Annotated in this window: 17 protein-coding genes; 11 read left to right on the forward strand and 6 right to left on the reverse strand. The window is 65.9% G+C overall.

Features of this window, described 5'->3' with window-relative positions; translation table 11 throughout:
* Window positions 1–44 precede the first annotated feature (44 nt).
* Window positions 45–2,378: a 5-methyltetrahydropteroyltriglutamate--homocysteine S-methyltransferase gene (gene metE, locus ACVWZ7_RS19370; protein ID WP_456508779.1), complete on the forward strand. Its 2,334-nt coding sequence runs from the start codon at window positions 45–47 to the stop codon at window positions 2,376–2,378.
* Window positions 2,379–2,543: 165 nt separating this feature from the next.
* Here the strand turns inward: metE and ACVWZ7_RS19375 are convergent, their stop codons facing one another.
* Window positions 2,544–3,050 carry a DUF2004 domain-containing protein gene (locus ACVWZ7_RS19375; protein WP_344366161.1) on the reverse strand — a complete coding sequence of 169 codons (507 nt, stop codon included), beginning with the start codon at window positions 3,048–3,050 and terminating at the stop codon, window positions 2,544–2,546.
* Between the two features lie 99 nt (window positions 3,051–3,149).
* Between ACVWZ7_RS19375 and ACVWZ7_RS19380 the strand changes: the two genes are divergently transcribed.
* A complete protein-coding gene (locus ACVWZ7_RS19380) occupies window positions 3,150–4,559 on the forward strand; it encodes an aldehyde dehydrogenase family protein (RefSeq protein ID WP_456508780.1) in 1,410 nt (469 codons plus the stop codon).
* A 14-nt stretch (window positions 4,560–4,573) separates the two neighbouring features.
* Here ACVWZ7_RS19380 and ACVWZ7_RS19385 read toward each other — a convergent pair whose 3' ends face one another.
* Together ACVWZ7_RS19385 and ACVWZ7_RS19390 are read right to left on the reverse strand one after the other, a co-directional pair.
* Window positions 4,574–4,795 carry a hypothetical protein gene (locus ACVWZ7_RS19385; RefSeq protein ID WP_344366155.1) on the reverse strand — a complete coding sequence of 74 codons (222 nt, stop codon included), beginning with the start codon at window positions 4,793–4,795 and terminating at the stop codon, window positions 4,574–4,576.
* Between the two features lie 50 nt (window positions 4,796–4,845).
* The gene (locus tag ACVWZ7_RS19390; RefSeq protein WP_344366151.1) at window positions 4,846–5,766 is read right to left on the reverse strand and encodes a LysR family transcriptional regulator; all 921 of its coding nucleotides are present in this window, start codon (window positions 5,764–5,766) and stop codon (window positions 4,846–4,848) included.
* 351 nt (window positions 5,767–6,117) lie between these two features.
* On the opposite strand from ACVWZ7_RS19390, the gene ACVWZ7_RS19395 reads away from it, so the two are divergent.
* The 8 genes from ACVWZ7_RS19395 (at window position 6,118) to nrdF (ending at window position 15,481) form a co-directional block, all read left to right on the forward strand.
* A complete protein-coding gene (locus ACVWZ7_RS19395; RefSeq protein ID WP_456508781.1) occupies window positions 6,118–7,581 on the forward strand; it encodes an NAD(P)/FAD-dependent oxidoreductase in 1,464 nt (487 codons plus the stop codon).
* Window positions 7,578–8,309 carry a DUF1365 domain-containing protein gene (locus ACVWZ7_RS19400; protein ID WP_456508782.1) on the forward strand — a complete coding sequence of 244 codons (732 nt, stop codon included), beginning with the start codon at window positions 7,578–7,580 and terminating at the stop codon, window positions 8,307–8,309. Before ACVWZ7_RS19395 ends, ACVWZ7_RS19400 begins: the two co-directional genes overlap by 4 nt.
* On the forward strand, window positions 8,306–9,727 hold the full coding sequence (locus ACVWZ7_RS19405; RefSeq protein WP_456508783.1) for a class I SAM-dependent methyltransferase: 1,422 nt from the start codon (window positions 8,306–8,308) through the stop codon (window positions 9,725–9,727). The genes ACVWZ7_RS19400 and ACVWZ7_RS19405 overlap by 4 nt, the downstream gene beginning before the upstream one ends.
* Window positions 9,724–10,962: a class I SAM-dependent methyltransferase gene (locus ACVWZ7_RS19410; RefSeq protein ID WP_456508784.1), complete on the forward strand. Its 1,239-nt coding sequence runs from the start codon at window positions 9,724–9,726 to the stop codon at window positions 10,960–10,962. Before ACVWZ7_RS19405 ends, ACVWZ7_RS19410 begins: the two co-directional genes overlap by 4 nt.
* A 456-nt stretch (window positions 10,963–11,418) precedes the next feature.
* Complete coding sequence (gene nrdH / locus ACVWZ7_RS19415; RefSeq protein WP_018773329.1) at window positions 11,419–11,664, forward strand: glutaredoxin-like protein NrdH; 246 nt, start codon at window positions 11,419–11,421, stop codon at window positions 11,662–11,664.
* Between the two features lie 147 nt (window positions 11,665–11,811).
* Window positions 11,812–12,234, forward strand: coding sequence for a class Ib ribonucleoside-diphosphate reductase assembly flavoprotein NrdI (gene nrdI / locus ACVWZ7_RS19420; protein ID WP_456509154.1), 423 nt, complete (start codon window positions 11,812–11,814; stop codon window positions 12,232–12,234).
* A 62-nt stretch (window positions 12,235–12,296) separates the two neighbouring features.
* Window positions 12,297–14,417, forward strand: coding sequence for a class 1b ribonucleoside-diphosphate reductase subunit alpha (nrdE, locus tag ACVWZ7_RS19425; protein WP_456509155.1), 2,121 nt, complete (start codon window positions 12,297–12,299; stop codon window positions 14,415–14,417).
* A gap of 89 nt (window positions 14,418–14,506) precedes the next feature.
* The gene (gene nrdF, locus ACVWZ7_RS19430; protein ID WP_091253615.1) at window positions 14,507–15,481 is read left to right on the forward strand and encodes a class 1b ribonucleoside-diphosphate reductase subunit beta; all 975 of its coding nucleotides are present in this window, start codon (window positions 14,507–14,509) and stop codon (window positions 15,479–15,481) included.
* Window positions 15,482–16,245: 764 nt separating this feature from the next.
* Here nrdF and ACVWZ7_RS19435 read toward each other — a convergent pair.
* Window positions 16,246–17,145, reverse strand: a complete 900-nt coding sequence (locus tag ACVWZ7_RS19435) for a hypothetical protein (RefSeq protein WP_456508785.1) — start codon at window positions 17,143–17,145, stop codon at window positions 16,246–16,248.
* Window positions 17,146–17,154: 9 nt separating this feature from the next.
* The gene (locus tag ACVWZ7_RS19440; protein ID WP_456508786.1) at window positions 17,155–18,216 is read right to left on the reverse strand and encodes an SPFH domain-containing protein; all 1,062 of its coding nucleotides are present in this window, start codon (window positions 18,214–18,216) and stop codon (window positions 17,155–17,157) included.
* A gap of 107 nt (window positions 18,217–18,323) precedes the next feature.
* On the opposite strand from ACVWZ7_RS19440, the gene ACVWZ7_RS19445 reads away from it, so the two are divergent.
* Window positions 18,324–19,058, forward strand: coding sequence for an NUDIX hydrolase (locus ACVWZ7_RS19445; protein ID WP_456508787.1), 735 nt, complete (start codon window positions 18,324–18,326; stop codon window positions 19,056–19,058).
* 131 nt (window positions 19,059–19,189) lie between these two features.
* Here the strand turns inward: ACVWZ7_RS19445 and ACVWZ7_RS19450 are convergent, their stop codons facing one another.
* Window positions 19,190–19,486 carry a type II toxin-antitoxin system Phd/YefM family antitoxin gene (locus ACVWZ7_RS19450; RefSeq protein WP_456508788.1) on the reverse strand — a complete coding sequence of 99 codons (297 nt, stop codon included), beginning with the start codon at window positions 19,484–19,486 and terminating at the stop codon, window positions 19,190–19,192.
* Window positions 19,487–19,654: the final 168 nt, after the last annotated feature.

Below are 19,654 nucleotides of genomic sequence, written 5' to 3' on the forward strand. Positions count from 1 at the left end.
CCACCCCTACTTCGTCATCTCAACGACCACTTCAAGGACTTTCCATGACTGAACAGCTCGCCACCCCCTTCCCGTCCGCCTCGATCCTCGGCTACCCCCGCATCGGCCGCCGCCGCGAACTCAAGAAGGCCATCGAGGCCTACTGGGCCGGCAAGATCGACGCCGCCGCCCTGGACGCTGCCGCCAAGGAGATCCAGCTCGGCACTGCCAAGCGTCTCCAGGGCCTCGGCCTGACCGAAGCCGCCGCCGTCCCCGGCACCTTCTCCTACTACGACCAGGTGCTCGACGCCGCCGCCCACCTCGGCGCCGTGCCGGCCCGCTTCGGCAACCTCCTCAACGCCGAGGGCCAGCTGGACATCGACGGCTACTTCACCCTGGCCCGCGGCAACAAGGACCAGCAGCCGCTGGAAATGACCAAGTGGTTCGACACCAACTACCACTACCTCGTGCCGGAAATCGGCCCGGAGACCAGCTTCGCGCTGACCTCCAGCCGGATCGTCGAAGAATTCGAGTACGCCCTCGCCAACGGTGTGGAAACCCGCCCGTACATCGTCGGCCCGGTCACGTTCCTGCTGCTGAGCAAGGCATCCGACGACGCCCCCGCCGGCTTCAGCCCGCTGTCCCGCCTCGAGGACGTCCTCCCCGTCTACACCGCGCTGCTGGAGAAGCTTGCCGCCGCCGGCGCCAGCTGGGTCCAGCTCGACGAGCCCGCCCTCGTGGTGGACCAGGACACCCCGGCCGAGGCAATCCACGCCGCCGTCGCCCGCTCCTACGAGGTCCTCTCCTCCGCCGCCAAGCGCCCGCAGCTGTTCGTCTCCACCCCGTACGGCGCGCTCAACGGCCAGCTCGGCACCCTCGCCGCCACCGGCATCGACGCCCTGCACCTGGACGTCTTCAAGGGCGAGGTTCCCTCCGCCGCGGCCCTCGCCGCGCTGGGCACCAAGACTCTCGTCGCCGGCGTCGTGGACGGCCACAACATCTGGCGCAACGACCTCGCGGCCTCCGCGAAGAAGATCGCCGAGCTGAAGCAGTCCGTCGCCAAGCTGGCCGTCAGCACCTCCACCTCCACCCAGCACGTCCCGCACGACGTCGAAGAGGAGGTCCAGCTCTCCGCGCAGCTGCGCAGCTGGCTCGCCTTCGCCGACCAGAAGACGGCCGAGGTGGTCACCCTCGCCGGACTGCTGACCGACCCCGCGGCCGTCCAGCCGGCCATCGAAGAGGCCACCCGCGTCATCGCCTCCCGCGCCGAGGCAGAGGGCGTCCGCCGCACCGACGTCCGGGCCCGCACCGCCGCCCTGACCGACGCAGACTTCAACCGTTCCGCTTACGCGGTCCGCGAAGCCGCCCAGGAGAAGGCTCTACACCTGCCGCCGCTGCCCACCACCACCATCGGCTCCTTCCCGCAGACCGCCGAGATCCGCACCGCCCGGGCCCGCGCCAACCGCGGTGACCTCACCACGGAGCAGTATGAGCAGCTCATGAAGGATGAGATCAAGCGCGTCGTGGAGCTGCAGGAGGAGCTCGGCTTTGACGTCCTGGTCCACGGCGAGCCCGAGCGCAACGACATGGTCCAGTACTTCGCCGAGAACCTTGAAGGCTTCGACGTCACCGTGCACGGCTGGGTCCAGTCCTACGGCTCGCGCTGCACCCGTCCCTCGATCCTGTGGGGCGACGTCACCCGCAGCGCCCCCATCACGGTGAAGTGGGCCGAATACGCGCAGTCCCTGACCAACAAGCCGATGAAGGGCATGCTCACCGGTCCTGTCACCATCCTGGCCTGGTCCTTCGTCCGCGACGACCAGCCGCTCGGCGAGACCGCCAACCAGGTGGCCCTGGCCCTCCGCGACGAGATCGCCGACCTCGAAGCCGCCGGCATCAAGGTCATCCAGGTGGACGAGCCCGCCCTGCGCGAACTCCTGCCGCTGCGCAAGGCAGACCAGGCCTCGTACCTGGACTGGTCCGTGAAGTCCTTCCGCCTCTCCACCGCCGGTGCCGCGGACGCCACCCAGGTCCACACGCACCTGTGCTACTCCGAATTCGGTGCCATCATCGACGCGATCGATGGCCTCGACGCCGACGTCACCTCGATCGAGGCCGCCCGCTCCCGCATGGAGGTTGTGCACGACCTCGAATCCCACGGCTTCGGCCGCGGCGTGGGCCCGGGCGTCTATGACATCCACTCGCCCCGCGTCCCGGGCGAGCAGGAAGTCACCGAGCTGCTCAGCACCGCCGTCAAGCACGTCCCGTCCCGCCAGCTCTGGGTCAACCCGGACTGCGGCCTGAAGACCCGCGGCTACGCGGAGACCGAAGAGTCCCTGCGCAACCTGGTCACGGCCACCAAGACGGTCCGCGCCGAACTGCTGGAACCAGCCAAGTAGCAGCCGGCTGAACTGAAAACCAGTTGAATTAACGACGCCGGCCGGTCACCTCGCAAGTGACCGGCCGGCGTCGTACGTTTCAGCTCATCGACTGCTGAGCAACCGCCGCTTTGAGCCCCCAAAAGGGCCGTTACGGAGGAGTCGATTCGGAATTTCCCGAACGATTCAGGATTCCCAGAGGATTTCGTCGTCGACTACGCCGTCCTCATCCGCGGAGGCCACCAGGACCTCGTCGGTGAAGTGCTGTCCCAGGGTGAAGTCAAGGACGAAGTAGCGTTCCGGCTGGCCGGGGTAGATGCCCACGTGGCCGAGTTTGAGTGCCTTGAGGAAGACCTCGTCGGTGAGCTGGCTCTTGTCCTCGACGCCGAAGACTTTCTTAAGGTGCTCGTCCTTGATCGCGTTGCAGTGGAAGTGGCGGTATTCCTGCGGGCTGGTGCCCTCCTGCGATAGTTCCTCGGCGATCATTTCGCGGACCTGGTCCACGAGTTCGGGCAGGAAGCGCAAGCGGTAGTCAACTTTGTGCATGGCGGCTTCATCGAAGTGGTCATGCGCGTTGACATTCAGGTCAAGCTCCACGGTCTGGCCCGCCAGCTCATGCGTGGCGGTGAGATTATGGTCCCTTCCGTGGTTGAGCTCGACCTCGCCGAAGTGCTTGCTCGCTACCTTGTTCATATCTTCAACATAGTCCTGAAAACCGGACCATTCCAGCATTGGCAGGCTTTTATCCGCTACCGGACCGGTGGAGCGGCCTGGGGACTGTACATTGATCGGATGCAGACCGTAGCCACTTCCGTTGCCCGCGCCCGGGCCCAGTTCGACGCCGGCACCACCCGTCCGCTGGCCTGGCGGCTGGAGCAGCTAAGCAGCCTGCGGCGCATGCTCGCGGACCGCCACGCGGACTTCGCCGCTGCCCTCGCCAAGGATTTGGGCAAGCACAACACCGAGGCGCAACTGACGGAGATCGGCTTCGTTGCCGCAGAGGCCGCCCACCTGGCGAGGCACCTGGAAGACTGGCTCCGGCCCCGGCCCGTGCCGGTGCCGCTCACCGTGCAGCCGGCCCGGGCCTGGACCGAACTCACCCCGCTGGGCGTGGTGCTGGTGATCGGGCCGTGGAACTACCCCCTGCAGTTGCTGCTCGCCCCGCTGGCCGGGGCCCTGGCCGCCGGCAACACCGCGGTGCTCAAGCCGAGCGAACACGCCCCGGCCACCTCGGCGGTGCTGGCCCGGTGGATTCCGGAGTACCTGGCCGGCGCCGCCGAGGTGGTCGAGGGCGGTATCCCGGAAACCACGGCACTGCTGGCCGAACGCTTCGACCACATCTTCTTCACCGGCGGAGAGACCGCGGCCAAGGTGGTGATGCGCGCGGCGGCCGAACACCTGACTCCAGTGACGCTGGAGCTCGGCGGCAAGTCCCCGGCCTACGTGGATGCGTCCACGGACCTGGCGACGGCGGCGAAACGGATCGCCTGGGGCCGGTTCATGAACGCCGGCCAGACGTGTGTGGCCCCGGACTATGTCCTGGCCGCGGAGGAGGTCCTGGAGCCGCTGCAGGCCGAGCTGATCAAGGCCGTCACGGCGCTCTTCGGCACTGACCCGGCAGCGAGCCCGTCCTACGGCCGGATTGTCGATGACCGTCACTTCGCCCGCCTCGCTGCCCTGGCCGACGGCAGCACCGTCGTGCACGGCGGAGAACGCGACGCCGCCAGCCGCTACTTTGCGCCCACCCTGCTCCGGCCGGCGCCGGGGGACGCCGTCATGGCGGAGGAAATCTTCGGTCCGCTTCTGCCGCTGGTTCCCGTGCAGGGGGTGGACGAAGCCATCGGGCTGGTCAACGGACGCGCCAAACCGCTGGCGCTCTACGTGTTCAGCAAGGACCCGCTGACGCGCCGTGCCTTCGCCGAGCGGACCTCGTCCGGAGCCCTGTGCTTCGACGTCCCGGCGGCCCACCTGTCCGTCCCCGGGCTGCCGTTTGGCGGCGTCGGCGGCAGCGGCATGGGCGCCTACCACGGGGAACATTCGGTCCGGACGTTCTCGCATGAGCGTCCCACGCTGGACAAGCCGCTGAGGCCCGACACTCTGGAACTGATCTACCCGCCGTACACCCGGGCCAAGCAGGGGATCATCAACGCGCTGGTGGCGCCGGTCCGAAAGCAAGTCCGAAAACCGGCCCCGAAGCGCTGAGTCGCGCCGCCGGACTACCCGGCCGGCTCGCCCTCCCAGTCGACGTTGACCCAGCGCTGGCCTTCATCGTCCCAGGACTCGGTGTGCCCCAGCAGGGCAATGTCGTCAAAGCTGGCCTCGATCCCGTGCCCGCGGAGGGTTTCGCGGAGCTCCTCGGTGGCCGCGCGGACAGCCGCGGCGACTTCCTCGGGGTTGTCGGAGGCAACGGGACGTGAGGCTGAATAGGTTTGGCTCATGGACCCCATCCTCATCCATCGGGCGCCGCAGGGGAACCCCTGCGGCGCCCTCAGTCCTTGCGCGCGGTCTCCAGCTTGTGCATCGTCTCGCCCAGCAGTTCCACGAACAGCTGGACCTGGGCGGTCCGCTTCTCGTTGAGCAGCAGTGCGAAGACATTCCGGGCGAGCCGGATCTCCGGAACGTCGAGGACCACGACGCCGGCCGGCCGGTGCAGCAGGGCGAGCTCGGGGACCAGTGCGGCGCCGAGGCCCGCGGCCGCCATCTCCAGGCTCGCGTGGAAGTCATCGCTGTACGCCACCACCCGGGGGTGCAGGTTGCAGCTGGCGAAGAGGCGTTCGATCACCGTGGCGTCGGAGGTGCCCGGGTGGTGCATGATCCACGGCATGTCCGAGAGGTGCGGGGCGGCCACCTTGGAATCCGTACCGATGCCCCACGCCGCAGGCAGCACCACCCGGAAGTCGTCGTCGCCGATCCACTGCCGGTCCACCGTGTGCGGCCAGGCGAGGCCCGACTGCCCCACCTGGTACACCAGGGCGACGTCGAGTTCACCCCCGGTCCGCAGGCCTTGGATGGTCTGGGCCGGTTCCGCGACCGAGACCCGGAGGTCGATGCCGAGCTTCTTCCAGGCCGGGTTCCGCAGGATCGGCGGCAACACATAGGTGGCCAGGCTGGGGAAGATGCCCAGCCGCAGCTCCTGGCTGGTGCTGTCCTGTGCCCGTGACGCGGCGGCCATGAGCGTCTCGATGTCCGTCAGCACTTTGGCCGCGTGCCGCGTCATGACGACGGCGGCTTCCGTCGGCTGGATGCTGCGGGCCGAGCGATGGAAGAGCGTGACGCCGGTGTCACGTTCCAGCGCCGACATTTGCTGGGAGACGGCCGAGGCGGTGTAGCCGAGACGCGCCGCGGCGGCGGCAAACGATCCCAACCGGATCACTTCCACAAGGGTCCGCAGATGAACGGGGTTGATCAAGGGCTGCCCTTCGCCTGGTAGCGGGTCCACTGCAACGGGAACGGAATGGCGGGACCGGAAATCCCGCTTCATTGTGGCACACCGGGCCCTGCCGGGGGCGCGGGTTCCCTCCCCGCAGGGTCCGCGGCTTCCCGGCGGGGCCCGTCCGGAATGTCTGCGCGGCCCGGGGGTGCCGATGCAGGAGAATCCGTGGGGTCAGGCCAAGTTTTCAGATACCAACGGCACAGCTGGCGGGCCCCGGGAGGACGCCGTCACAGGAGCCGAAAAAATGCCGAACTCATACTCATCCGGCGCCCCGGCGGCGACGAATTGCCCGTAAGACCTTTTTGGCGAGACAACAGGAGCAGACCAGTGGCACAAGCAGCAGGGATTCCGGCAGGCCGGCGGGTTGCCGTCATCGGCAGCGGCGTGGCGGGGCTGACCGCCGCGTATGTGCTGAACGGGCAGGACCGGGTGACTCTCTTCGAGGCGGACTCCCGGCTTGGCGGGCACGCCCATACCCATGATGTTCCGCAGCAGGGCGGGCCCACCCTGGGCGTGGACACCGGCTTCATTGTCCACAACGAGCGGACCTATCCCACTCTCCTGCGCCTGTTCGCCGAGCTCGGGGTCGAAACCCAGGATTCGGAAATGAGCATGTCCGTCCGCTGCGACGGCTGCGGCCTGGAATACGCCGGCGCCCGTCCCAACGCGAGCGGCATCATTCCCCGGCCGTCCACGCTGCTGCGCGGCCGCTACCTGCGCATGCTGCTGGAAGTCACCCGGTTCCACCGCCGGGCCCGCGCCCTGCTGGCGGAACCGGCAACCCCCGCCGGCCCGGGTGCGGCCGGGACGGGGCACGAGCTGACCCTGGGGGAGTTCCTGGCCCGGGAGAAGTTCAGCAGCTACTTCATCTCGCACTTCATGACCCCCGTGGTCAGCGCCGTCTGGTCCTGCGACCCCACCACCGCCCTGGCCTACCCGGCCCGCTACCTGTTCACGTTCCTGGGCCACCACGGCCTGCTCGGCGTCAAAGGCTCGCCGCAGTGGCGGACCGTCACCGGCGGCTCGCGCAGCTACGTCGACAAGGTCGCCGGGACCCTGCCGGACATCCGGCTCTCCAGCCCCGTCACATCCGTGCAGCGGCACGCCGGCGGCGTCGGCGTCACATACGCACCGAGCGCGGACAGCACCGGCGGCGACACCATCACCGAAACCTTTGACGCCGTCGTGATCGCCACCCACCCGGCGCAGGCTCTGCGCATGCTGTCCGATGCCTCGGCCGCCGAGAAGGACGCCCTGGGCGGCATGCCGTACTCGGTGAACCAGACAATCTTCCACCGCGATGCCGCCGTGCTGCCGGCCAGCCCCAACGCCCAGGCCTCCTGGAACTACCGCCTGCCGTCCTGCGACGCCCGCCCGGACAAGGTCCTGGTCAGCTACGACATGACCCGGCTGCAGCGGCTGGAGCCCGTGGACGGCGGCCGGTACATCGTCAGCCTCGGCGAATCGGAGCTGATCGACCACACCACGGTCCTGGACCGCATGGTCTACGAACACCCGCAGTACACGCCGGACTCGCTGAGGGCCCAGGAACGGATCCTCGGGCTCGGCGACGAACGCCTGGCCTTCGCCGGCGCCTACCACGGGTGGGGATTCCACGAGGACGGCGCCCTGTCCGGCCTCAGGGCCGCCGCCCGGCTGGGCCGCGACTGGGACGAGCGTCCGGTCAACATCGGCGCTGTCAATACCGGTACGGCGGCCGTGGACCCGGACCTCCAGCCGGCCGCTATTCAGCCGGCCGCTGTTCAGCCGGCCACAGTGGAGGCGCCATGAGCGAACGGGCAGCGATCTACCGCACGTCCATCTCCCACGTGCGGCGCACCCCGCTGCACAATGCCTTCACCTACCGCAGCTACAGCTGGTACGTGGACGTCGACCACCTCCCGCAGCTGCCCCGGCCGCTCCGGCCGCTGGCCGGCTTCCGGGTGGAGGACCACCTGGGCGACCCGGATGGCACCCTGCGCGGCAACGTGGAACGCTACCTCGCCACCCAGGGCATCAAGCTCGACGGCGGACGCATCACGATGCTCGCCAGCGCCCGGGTCTTCGGGCACGTGTTCAACCCGCTGAGCGTGTTCTGGTGCCATGACGCGGCCGGGGCGCTGCGCTGCGTCGTCGTCGAGGTCCACAACACCTACGGCGAACGGCACTGCTACCTCCTCGAAACGGACGGCACCGGCCGGGCGAGCGTGCCGAAAGCCTTTTACGTCTCGCCGTTCAACGACGTCGACGGCCAGTACCGCATGAAGCTCCCCGAACCCGGCGACCGCCTCGCCGTCTCGATCGTCCTGGAGCGGGAAGGCCACCAGCCCTTCATCGCCACCATGGACGGCGTCCGCCACGAAGCGACCCTGCGGAACATCCTGTCCGCGGCGCTGGCGGTACCCCTGGCCCCGCTGCGCGTCACCGCGCAGATCCGCTGGCAGGGCATCAAACTGTGGGCGCGCCGCCTGCCCATCATCAAAAGACCACACCACCCTTCACAGGAGGCAGTTCAGTGACAATGACCGAAGCGACCGGATCCGGTACGGGACGGACAGAGGGCACCACGCGCACCAGCGCCAACACCGCGGGAGCGGTGACCAGTGCTGTGACGGCCACTGTGCCGTACACGGTTCCGCAGGCGCCCGTCACCATCGACCCGGCAATCTGGCCCAGCATCGCCACCGTGCCCACAAGCCTCAAGGCCCGCGTGGCCGGACGCGCCGCGGACGCCATCTTCAAGGCCGCCGTGCGCTCGCTGCCGCTGGCCGTCCGCTACCCGGACGGCACAGTGCTGGGCAAAGCCTCCCTTGGCCAGGCGCCCGGCGGCACCGCATACCCCGTGATGACCATCAACCGGCCCGAGGCGTTCGCCGCCCGGCTGGGCGACGGCGGCCTGATCGGCCTGGGCGAGTCCTACATGGCCGGTGACTGGGACGCCGACGACCTCACCGCCGTCATGGAGGTCTTCGCCGCCCGCGTCGGCACACTGGTTCCCGAACCGCTGCAGAAGCTCCGCGGCCTCTACCTGCCGCGGCAGCCGCGCAAGGAACGCAACACCGAAAAGAACACCCGCTCCAACATCTCGCGGCATTACGATCTCTCCAACGAGCTCTTCGCCTCCTTCCTGGACCGCACCATGACGTACTCCAGCGCGCTGTTCCCGGAAAGCGGCGACGCCCTGCGGAGCGTGGCCTGGGACGGCCTCGCCGCCGCCCAGCAGGCCAAGATCGACCGGCTGCTGGACAAGGCGGGCGTGAAGGAAGGCACCCGAGTCCTGGAAATCGGCACCGGCTGGGGCGAACTCGCCCTGCGGGCCGCCGCCCGCGGCGCCACCGTCTACTCGGTCACGCTCTCCAGCGAGCAGCAGGAACTGGCCCGCCAGCGCGTCGCCGACGCCGGCTACGCTGATGCCGTCACGATCGAGCTTAAGGACTACCGTGCCGTGGAGGGCGAGTACGACGCCGTCGTCTCGGTCGAAATGATTGAGGCCGTCGGCTTCGAATACTGGGCCACGTACTTCCAGACGATCGAGCGCGTCCTGGCCCCCGGCGGCAAGGTGGCCATCCAGGCCATCACGATCGCCCACGACCGCCTCATGGCCACCCGCACCAGCTACACCTGGGTGCACAAGTACATCTTCCCCGGCGGCGTCATTCCCTCCGTCCGGGCCATCGAGGACATCACCGAGAAACAGACCGGACTGCGCGTCCGCGAACGCCTCGCCATGGGCGAGCACTATGCCCAGACCCTGCGACTCTGGGAGGAGCGGTTCATGGGCCGGGCCGAGGAGGTCGGGGCCATGGGCTTCGACGCCATCTTCCAGCGGATGTGGCTGTTCTACCTGTGCTACTCCCGGGCCGGCTTCGAGACGGGCTACCTCGACGTGCAGCAGATCGTGCTGGATCATGCCTCGTCCAAGGGCGCGGCCGCATGACGGCGGCGCTCGCTGACACCATCGCCGAGGTCCTGCGGCCCGTCGTCGGCGGGGAACTGCCCGTCCGGCTCGTCGTTTGGGACGGCAGCGAGACCGGCCCGTCCGGCGCGCCGGTGGTCCGGCTGAACTCGCCCGACGCCATACGCCGCCTGTTGTGGGCGCCGGGGGAGTTGGGGGCCGCCCAGGCGTACGTCACCGGTGAACTCGACGTCGACGGCGACCTCAATGCCACGCTCGAGCACCTGTGGAAGGTGGTCCGTGACCGCGGCCTCTCAGGCATCCGTCCGACGCCGGCCCTGCTGGCCGGCGTCGGACGGATCGCCAAAACCGCCGGCGCCCTGGGCGCCCCGCCCCAGCCCCCGGCCAGTCAGGCACGGGTCAGGGGCCGGCTGCACAGCCTGATGCGGGACCGGGCGGCCATCAGCCACCACTACGACCTCAGCAACGACTTCTACGCCCTGATCCTGGACCCGCAGATGGCCTACTCCAGCGGTTACTGGACGGACGGCTCACCCGGGTACGGACTTGAGGACGCCCAGCGGGACAAGCTGGACCTCGTCTGCCAAAAGCTCCGCCTGGCCCCGGGGATGCGGATGCTCGACGTCGGCTGCGGCTGGGGCTCGCTGAGCCTGCACGCCGCGCAGCACTACGGCGTCGACGTCGTCGGGGTCACCCTCTCGGTGGAGCAGAAGGCGTTCATTGACGCCCGCATCAGGGAGCGCGGGCTGGAAGGACGCGTCGAGATCCGGGTCCAGGACTACCGCGAGATCCCGGACGGGCCGTTCGACGCCGTCGCCTCTCTCGAGATGGGCGAGCACGTCGGCCAGCGCAACTACCCCGTCTACGCCGCCGCCCTGTTCGGCAACGTCAGGCCCGGCGGCCGGGTCCTGGTGCAGCAGATGTCCCGGAACGGCAAGCACCCCGGCGGCGGCCCGTTTATCGAGTCCTTCATCGCCCCGGACATGCACATGCGCCCGGTGGGGGAGACCCTCGGCTTTTTGGAGGATGCAGGGTTCGAGATCGAGGGGGTGCAGGGCATGCGCCGGGACTACGTCCGGACGCTGGAGGCCTGGTACGCCCGGTTCGAGGAGAACCATGACGCCGCCGTCGCCATGATGGGCGAGGAAATCGCCCGGGTCTGGCGGCTGTACCTCGTGGGCGCGCTGCGCAGCTTCGCCGAGGCCCGGATGGGCGTCGACCAGATTCTCCTCAGCCGGCCGGAGTCGCTTGGGTAGGTACCCGTGGCGCCGGTCACTGCGGAGTGTTGGAACGCGGGGTGTTAGAACAATCACGATCCGATGAGGCGGACACCACGGTGTCCGCCTCATTCGTGTTCCCGGACACCAGATGTAGTGGCCGGCACCACCACGGGACACCCCCGGGCACCCCCGAAAAACGTGCGCGACACGCCGTCTGCGGTGCGACACGCGGGGGTGATTAATGTGGCTAACTACTCCACAGGGTGTGGATTTCGTCCGCCAAAACAGCTGAATTCCGGACATTTGGCGGGCCCCCTCCTGTGGATTATCGGTGGGTTAAATGACATACTTGTAATACATCATCTTGGGGTCCACGTGAGGCTCTTGCACTACATGTAGTATCGACATACAGTTCCAGCAGAGCATCAGCGCGGGGCAGTCGGAGCCGGGGAAGCGCTCCGAACAAGACTTTCAACAAAGGGGACAAGGACCATGACCGTTACGGTTTACACGAAGCCGGCCTGCGTTCAGTGCAACGCGACCTACCGCGCGCTGGACAAGAAGGGCATCGCCTACCAGAGCGTCGACATCTCCCAGGACGCGGAGGCCCTCGAGCGCCTGAAGTCCCTGGGCTACATGCAGGCCCCGGTCGTCGTCACCGACCAGGACCACTGGTCCGGTTTCCGCCCGGACAAGATCGAAGAACTGGCGCAGGCCGCCGCCGTCGCTGTAGCCTGAAGCGCTCCGGACGCCGCTACCAGGCAGGATTTGACGGTAGATGAGGTGAGTCCAGTGGTTGTGACAACTGAAGATCGGGCAACTACTGAAGATCGGGCGGCCGCCACGGCTGACAGCGGGGAAGCGGTCAGCACAGCGGCTCCCGAGATCACCCACAGCCGCCTCATCTACTTTTCCTCCACCTCGGAAAACACCGCACGTTTCGTTGCGAAACTGGGCGTCGAAGCCGCCAGGATCCCCCTCTATTCGAAGGACGCCCCGCTGGCGGCCCGGGAACCGTACGTTCTGGTGGTGCCGACCTACGGCGGCACCGGGGGAGAGGGATCTGTTCCAAAGCAGGTCATCAGGTTTTTGAACGACCCGGGCAACCGGAAGCTGATCCGCGGAGTGATCGGGGCCGGCAACACGAATTTCGGGGATAACTACTGCATGGCGGGGGACATCATCGCCGCAAAATGCAACGTCCCCCACCTATACAGGTTCGAACTCATGGGCACGCCGGAAGACGTCTCCCGTGTACAACAAGGATTGGAAGAGTTTTGGACACGACTGTCGCAGACAAAACAGTAACCGGGGGCACAGGCTCCCACGGGGGCACGGCCACGGCTCTTGAGAAGCAGGAAAAGCACGAGATGCCGGCCGCGTACAAGGGCCTGGGCTACCACGAGCTGAACGCCATGCTGAACCTCTACGGCCCCAACGGCGAGATCCAGTTCGAGGCCGACCGCGAGGCCGCGCACCAGTACTTCCTGCAGCACGTGAACAACAACACCGTGTTCTTCCACGACCTCGAGGAAAAGCTCGACTACCTCGTCAAGAACGAGTACTACGAGCGAGAAACCCTCGACCAGTACACGATGAACTTCATCCGCGAGCTCTTCAACCGCGCGTACAAGAAGAAGTTCCGCTTCGAGACCTTCCTGGGCGCGTTCAAGTTCTACACCTCCTACACGCTGAAGACGTTCGACGGAAAGCGCTTCCTGGAGCGCTACGAGGACCGCGTCTGCATGGTGGCCCTGCACCTGGCCCGCGGCGACGAGAAGCTCGCCACCCAGATGGTCGACGAGATCATCGAAGGCCGCTTCCAGCCGGCCACTCCGACGTTCCTGAACGCAGGCAAGAAGCAGCGCGGCGAGCTGGTCTCCTGCTTCCTGCTCCGCATCGAAGACAACATGGAGTCGATCGGCAGGTCCATCAACTCCGCCCTGCAGCTGTCCAAGCGCGGCGGCGGCGTGGCCTTCGCCCTGACCAACATCCGCGAGGTCGGCGCGCCGATCAAGCAGATCGAGAACCAGTCCTCCGGCGTCATCCCCGTGATGAAGCTCCTCGAGGACAGCTTCTCCTACGCCAACCAGCTCGGTGCCCGCCAGGGCGCCGGCGCGGTGTACCTGCACGCGCACCACCCCGACATCTACCGCTTCCTGGACACCAAGCGCGAGAACGCGGACGAGAAGATCCGCATCAAGACCCTCTCGCTCGGCGTCGTCATCCCGGACATCACCTTCGAGCTCGCCAAGCGGGACGAGGACATGTACCTGTTCTCCCCGTACGACGTCGAAAAGGTCTACGGCATGCCGTTCTCCGACGTCTCGGTCACCGAGAAGTACTACGAGATGGTGGACGATTCCCGGATCAAGAAGACCAAGATCAAGGCGCGCGAGTTCTTCCAGACCCTCGCCGAGATCCAGTTCGAATCCGGTTACCCGTACATCATGTTCGAGGACACCGTGAACCGGGAAAACCCGATCGACGGCAAGATCATCATGTCCAACCTGTGCTCCGAGATCCTCCAGGTCTCCCAGCCCACCACGTACAACGATGACCTGTCCTACGACCACACGGGCAAGGACATCTCCTGCAACCTGGGCTCGCTGAACATCGCCAAGACCATGGACTCGCCGGACTTCGGCCAGACCATCGAGACGGCCATCCGCTCGCTCTCGGCCGTCTCGGACATGTCCAACATCACCTCGGTGCCCTCGATTGCCCGCGGCAACGACCAGAGCCACGCGATCGGCCTCGGCCAGATGAACCTGCACGGCTACCTCGCCCGCGAACGGGTCCACTACGGCTCCGAAGAGGGCCTGGACTTCACCAACATCTACTTCTACTCGGTGGTGTACCACGCGGTCCGCGCCTCCAACCTGCTGGCCATCCAGACCGGCCAGACCTTCGGCGGCTTCGAGAAGTCCAAGTACGCCACCGGCGAGTTCTTCGACAAGTACACCGAGCAGGAATGGGTCCCGCAGACCGCCAAGGTCGCCGAGCTGTTCAAGAACATCCACATCCCCACCCAGGATGACTGGCGCGAGCTGAAGGCCTCCGTCATGGAGCACGGCATCTACAACCAGAACCTGCAGGCTGTTCCGCCGACGGGCTCGATCTCCTACATCAACAACTCCACCTCCTCGATCCACCCGGTGGCGTCCAAGATCGAGATCCGCAAGGAAGGCAAGCTGGGCCGCGTGTACTACCCGGCGCCGTACCTGACGAACGACAACCTGGAGTACTACCAGGACGCGTACGAGATCGGGTACGAGAAGGTCATCGACACGTACGCCGCCGCCACGCAGCACGTGGACCAGGGCCTGTCCCTGACGCTGTTCTTCAAGGACACCGCCACCACGCGCGACATCAACAAGGCCCAGATCTACGCCTGGAAGAAGGGCATCAAGACCATCTACTACATCCGTCTCCGCCAGCTCGCGCTGGAAGGGACCGAGGTAGAGGGCTGCGTCAGCTGCATGCTGTAGCTTCAACTCAATCGTGACTGTACGACGGCGGGCGCCCGCCCGCCGTCGTACGCTTAACTTAACGAAGAACCCAACCTTTAGGGGATGACATGACCGAAAAGGTCAAGCTGCTTAGCCACGTCGAGGCGATCAACTGGAACCGCATCCAGGACGACAAGGACGTGGATGTCTGGAACCGCCTGGTCAACAACTTCTGGCTGCCGGAGAAGGTGCCGCTGTCCAACGATATCCAGTCGTGGGCGACGCTCACCCCGGACGAGCAGCAGCTCACCATGCGCGTGTTCACGGGCCTGACCCTGCTGGACACCATCCAGGGCACCGTCGGCGCCGTCTCCCTGATTCCGGACGCCCTCACCCCGCACGAAGAGGCTGTCTACACGAACATCGCGTTCATGGAGTCCGTGCACGCCAAGAGCTACTCCTCCATCTTCTCCACGCTGGCCTCCACCAAAGAGATCGACGAGGCATTCCGCTGGTCCACCGAGAACGAGAACCTTCAGAAGAAGGCCCAGATCGTCATGGACTACTACCAGGGCGACGACCCCCTTAAGCGCAAGGTGGCCTCCACGCTGCTGGAGAGCTTCCTGTTCTACTCGGGCTTCTACCTGCCGATGTACTGGTCCTCGCGGGCCAAGCTGACGAACACGGCCGACCTCATCCGCCTTATCATCCGCGACGAGGCCGTGCACGGCTACTACATCGGCTACAAGTTCCAGAAGGGCCTGGAGAAGGTCTCCGAGGAGCGCCGGCAGGAGATCAAGGACTACACCTTCGAACTGCTCTTCGAGCTCTACGAAAACGAAGTCCAGTACACGCACGACCTCTACGATTCCGTCGGCCTGGCCGAGGACGTCAAGAAGTTCCTGCACTACAACGCCAACAAGGCGCTCATGAACCTGGGCTACGAGGCCATGTTCCCGGCTTCGGTCACCGACGTGAACCCGGCCATCCTGTCGGCCCTGTCGCCTAACGCGGACGAGAACCACGACTTCTTTTCGGGTTCGGGTTCGTCTTATGTGATTGGCAAGGCTGTCAATACTGAGGATGAGGACTGGGACTTCTAGGTCGCTGAGAGGTGTCACCCTAAGTGCAAGAACGGGCATCTATTTGCAAGAACTCGACGGCCTATCTGCAAGTCTTGCAAGTAGGCCGACCTTCGAAGCTGTCGGGTTCTAAGGCTTATTGCTGATTGCCAACCAACTTGGTCCTTTTGACAACCTAGTTGGTCTATGGTCAACGTAGTTGGTCCTTCGGCTGTCAACGAGGGCAGGTCCCGCGCGTCTAAGCTAACGTGCGGGGCCTATCGGCTGTCGGGGTAGCCACGGAGGTGTCACCAATATGCCGGGCAGCGGCCATCGGCGATCTTGGCATACGAGGCACCCAACACGAGGACCTATTTGAGTTTGTCGAACACGCCCGACCGGCGACGCGAGGACGATGCGCGCAATAGGGGCCAGTTTCGACCACGGCAGGGATCAGCGCCTTGAATTGGTCCCAATGGGGGCGCTGACGGAAGCTAGGACAGTAGGCGCAAGCGCTCTTAGAATCAACGGAATTCAGAACAAATCCGTGCTCAAACAGGCCCATGCCCGTCCTGCATCACCGCCACGGCCGAACGATCGGCACGCACCCTTACGACCGAATCGGACGTTTTGCCGGCATTCAAGCGCGTCCGAACGACGAGCTATAGAGTCTGCAGTTTTATATGCCTTTATACCTTTTATACTTCCCGGGGCTCTGATCGGGCGCGAGAGAAGGCAAACTCGCTTGGCTGGCTTCTGGGCGGAGACGATCGGAGTCCAGTAGTCGAGAGGGCCTCGTTGGGCTCCTACCTGACAAGCCGCAGTGGCCGTTCGCCCAACTGGACCGTGATTTCCTGGCCCCAAGATGCGGTGAGGCGGTCGTCTTCCATGCCGTCGCCGAACACCACGAGCTGGTCGCATGCAACAGTGATGCGGAGTGTTTCGCCTGCCTGCAGTACGCCCTCGGTGAGGGAGGTTCCGGTGATGGGGGAGGGCCAGGCCTCGCGGACGAACCATGCGAGCCAGGAGTCCGTGGGTGCGGGCAACGCGCGACCTCCGCGTTCCTGGGCGATGGATGCGCACCAGCCGCTGGCGCCGGTGCCGGTGGAAACGATCAGGCCCGAAGAGGAGTGATGTTCGGACTTGCCGCCGGGGGCCGTGAGCTGGTACCGGGCCGACTGATGTGAGGCGTGCCCGATGAAGACCTCGTTGAGTCCTGAGAGTTCCTGCCCGTCGTCGAGCCGTGCCGTCACAGTGGCGAGTTCCTGGCACGGCAGCTGCTCCACCGGCCCGCTCATGGCGGCTTCCTGCAGCATTCTTGCTGCCGCGTTGGGCGCGTGTCGGACCAGGACGCCCGGGTTCGTTCCCGGATCCGGATCGATGCCGATGACGGGCTGCCCGTTGAGGTACTTCGCCGCGTTGGCCACGAGACCGTCCTGGCCCACCACGGCGATAATGTCCTCAGGTGTGAGCAGGAACCTGCTAAGGTCCCTGCGTTCCACCTCGGCGTGACGCCACTCGGCCGGAACCGCGGCGCGGATGGTCGCCAGGGCGGCGGTCAGCCGGTCGTGGTGTTCCTGCACATCTTGGATGGAGCGGCCGCGTGTGCGGAGGAAGAATTCGGCCTGGCCACGGGTGGCGTGACGGTCCAGGAGTTCCTGGAGCTCGGTCCGACGGTGGACGATGACGAGGCGGGGGTTTGCCACAACCGGATCCTAATTGCCGGCGCGGCCGGTGGGGCCGCCTGCGGTCCTAGGCCCATCGGCGGGAGCCGCGTCGAGCACAGGCTCTTGGAACAGCCTGGATAGTGCCCCGCTGAGAAGATCGGGGGTGATGGTGAGGTTGCCGATGTTGGGCAGGGATCCGGCCGCGTCGCGCAGGGCCAGTGCCAGCAGGGTGGCCTGTTCCATGCCCCGGTAGACCTCCATGTTGGCGGCCTCGCGTGCGGCGGCTGCCTCGCCGACGAGCCGGATCTGGTTCGCTTCGGCCGTTGCGCTGATGCCTTGGCGTTCGGCCGATGCCTGTGCCTGAATGAGTCCTGCGGCGGCCCTTTCTTCGGCCTCGCGCCGTGCGTTGGCGCCTTCCTGGGCGACCAAGTGTTGGCGCCTGGTGGCGAGTTCGATCTGGCTCGCCATTTCGTTCTCGGAGATGGTCCTTTCGCGTTCGACGGCGACTGCCCGGCGTTCGTAGACGGCCCGGTCTGCTTCGGACTGGAGCTGTTCGCGGACCGGAGTCTGCAGCGCCCGTTCGACGTCGGACTCCGGCCGGACCGCAAGGACCTGCACCCCCAGGATCTCGATGCCGGTGGACAGGAGCCGGGTGTCTGTGCCCAAGGCCCCGGTAAGGATGTTGCGCAGCTGGCTGACTCCGCATTCCAAGGCTTCGGCAAGCGTGGTCGTGGCGATCTGGTCGATCGCGTGGCTCTGGCACAGCTGGCCGATGATCGTGGCCACCTGCTCCTTGCCGGTCGCCGGCGCCGCACCGGCCGGCTGGAGTCCGAAGTCGAGCCGGCTGGAGACTGCCACTGGGTCGATGAAGCGGTAGGTCACGTTGGCTTGAACGCTCACGTCCTGATGGTCACGGGTGATGGCGTGGAAGAGCGTGGGAAGTTCCTGATCATCCACGGGAACCTCGCTGAGCACGGAGTTCGCCGGCCGGAACCAGAAGGCCTGGCCAACTCCTTGGTGCTTGACCTCGCCCTTCTGCAGGTGGACGACGTAGCCGGTGGGGCTGCCCAGGAGGTGGCTGATCCAAGGGTAGCGCTTGATGCTGGCCATGGGATTCACCTAACTTGTTCTATATTCTCGTCAAGTTGACGATAACTAAACAGTAGAACTCGATTCAATTTATTGTCAAGGTGACGATAAATACCTACGATGGGTTCATGCCTGTATCCCATCCGGCGCCAGCGCGCTTTCCGGTGGCCGTCGACATCGTTGCCCTGACCGTGTCCGAGGACACCTTGAAGGTCCTGCTCATCACGCGCCTCATCGAGCCCTTCCGCGGCCGGCTCGCCCTGCCGGGCGGGTTTGTGCTGGCAGGGGAAGATCTGGCGACGGCTGCGAGCCGCGAGCTGGCGGAGGAAACCGGTGTCGAACAGATCGCCGGGCATCTGGAACAGTTGGGGAGTTACGGCCCGAAAGGGCGTGACCCGCGCGGGGATGTGCTCACCGTGGCCCACCTGCTGCTCGCGCCCAATTTCCCCGTACTGTCCGCCGGGAGCGACGCCGAGCACGCCGCATGGTATCCGGTCAGTCAGATTCAAAATGGCGAATTGCAGCTCGCTTTTGACCATGAGCGCATCCTCGGTGACGCACTGGAGCGGGCGAAGTCAAAGCTCGAATATTCGCCGCTGGGGGCGGCCTTCTGCGGTGAGGAGTTCACCATCGCCCAGCTCCGCGCCGTGTACGAGGCCGTCTGGGGAACGCGTCTTGACCCCCGGAATTTCCACCGCAAGGCCACAGGAACACCGGGCTTCCTGGAAGATACCGGGCGGATGACGGCGGGAGACGCCGGCCGCCCCGCGGCGTTATTTCGGCTCGCCGCGGCAGCTCGCCCGACAACGGGCCAGACAATGCGGGCCGTACTCAACCCGCCACTCATGCGCCCGCATGACTGACGCCACATGCAATCGTGCCTGGGTACGGGGATTGGTCATCGATGTTTCATTCTTATCCGTAACCAGCCATCGACGTTGACGGTAGGGAGCCGATTTCGGGCAATCTGGCCGAGCTCAGAGGGCGCGTGCATTCAAAGGCCTTGAAGACGCTGGTGTCGAGAAGTGCTCGGGAGCCCGTTACTGGACGGTGCCGAGATCGTCGGCGTGTCTCCGACAAGTTCCACGAGATCATGGCGGAGGACCGGGTCGGCCAGCGGGTGCTGCAGCAGGTCTGCCTTGGTCAGACATGGCTTGGACTGCGGGTCTACGGGGACGAGCCGCACCGATGGCACTCCGTGGTTGGTGATGACGATGTCTTCGCCGCCGTGGGCTCGTGCGACGAGGTCTGCGGCGTTGTTCCGCAACTCGCGTAGGCCGACGTTTGTCATCGCATAATTTTACCGCTTGTACATGATTGTGCTGCAGCATTTGGGGCCGGGACCGTTTGGTTTCCAAGACCCGGTGCTCGAATTCCAGCATGCATGACTCACACTTCGATCATCTAGATTGGCGAAGTATTCGCTTCCCGTAGCTGTCGTGACCAGGAAACGTACAGT

It is taken from the genome of Arthrobacter sp. TE12232 (assembly GCF_054062615.1).

Excerpts from the sequence above, each read along its gene's own strand:
- metE (WP_456508779.1), top strand. The coding sequence starts at position 45 with ATGACTGAACAGCTCGCCACCCCCTTCCCGTCCGCCTCGATCCTCGGC.
- ACVWZ7_RS19375 (WP_344366161.1), bottom strand. The coding sequence starts at position 3,050 with ATGAACAAGGTAGCGAGCAAGCACTTCGGCGAGGTCGAGCTCAACCAC.
- ACVWZ7_RS19380 (WP_456508780.1), top strand. The coding sequence starts at position 3,150 with ATGCAGACCGTAGCCACTTCCGTTGCCCGCGCCCGGGCCCAGTTCGAC.
- ACVWZ7_RS19385 (WP_344366155.1), bottom strand. The coding sequence starts at position 4,795 with ATGAGCCAAACCTATTCAGCCTCACGTCCCGTTGCCTCCGACAACCCC.
- ACVWZ7_RS19400 (WP_456508782.1), top strand. The coding sequence starts at position 7,578 with ATGAGCGAACGGGCAGCGATCTACCGCACGTCCATCTCCCACGTGCGG.
- ACVWZ7_RS19410 (WP_456508784.1), top strand. The coding sequence starts at position 9,724 with ATGACGGCGGCGCTCGCTGACACCATCGCCGAGGTCCTGCGGCCCGTC.
- nrdH (WP_018773329.1), top strand. The coding sequence starts at position 11,419 with ATGACCGTTACGGTTTACACGAAGCCGGCCTGCGTTCAGTGCAACGCG.
- nrdE (WP_456509155.1), top strand. The coding sequence starts at position 12,297 with ATGCCGGCCGCGTACAAGGGCCTGGGCTACCACGAGCTGAACGCCATG.
- nrdF (WP_091253615.1), top strand. The coding sequence starts at position 14,507 with ATGACCGAAAAGGTCAAGCTGCTTAGCCACGTCGAGGCGATCAACTGG.
- ACVWZ7_RS19440 (WP_456508786.1), bottom strand. The coding sequence starts at position 18,216 with ATGGCCAGCATCAAGCGCTACCCTTGGATCAGCCACCTCCTGGGCAGC.
- ACVWZ7_RS19445 (WP_456508787.1), top strand. The coding sequence starts at position 18,324 with ATGCCTGTATCCCATCCGGCGCCAGCGCGCTTTCCGGTGGCCGTCGAC.
- ACVWZ7_RS19450 (WP_456508788.1), bottom strand. The coding sequence starts at position 19,486 with ATGACAAACGTCGGCCTACGCGAGTTGCGGAACAACGCCGCAGACCTC.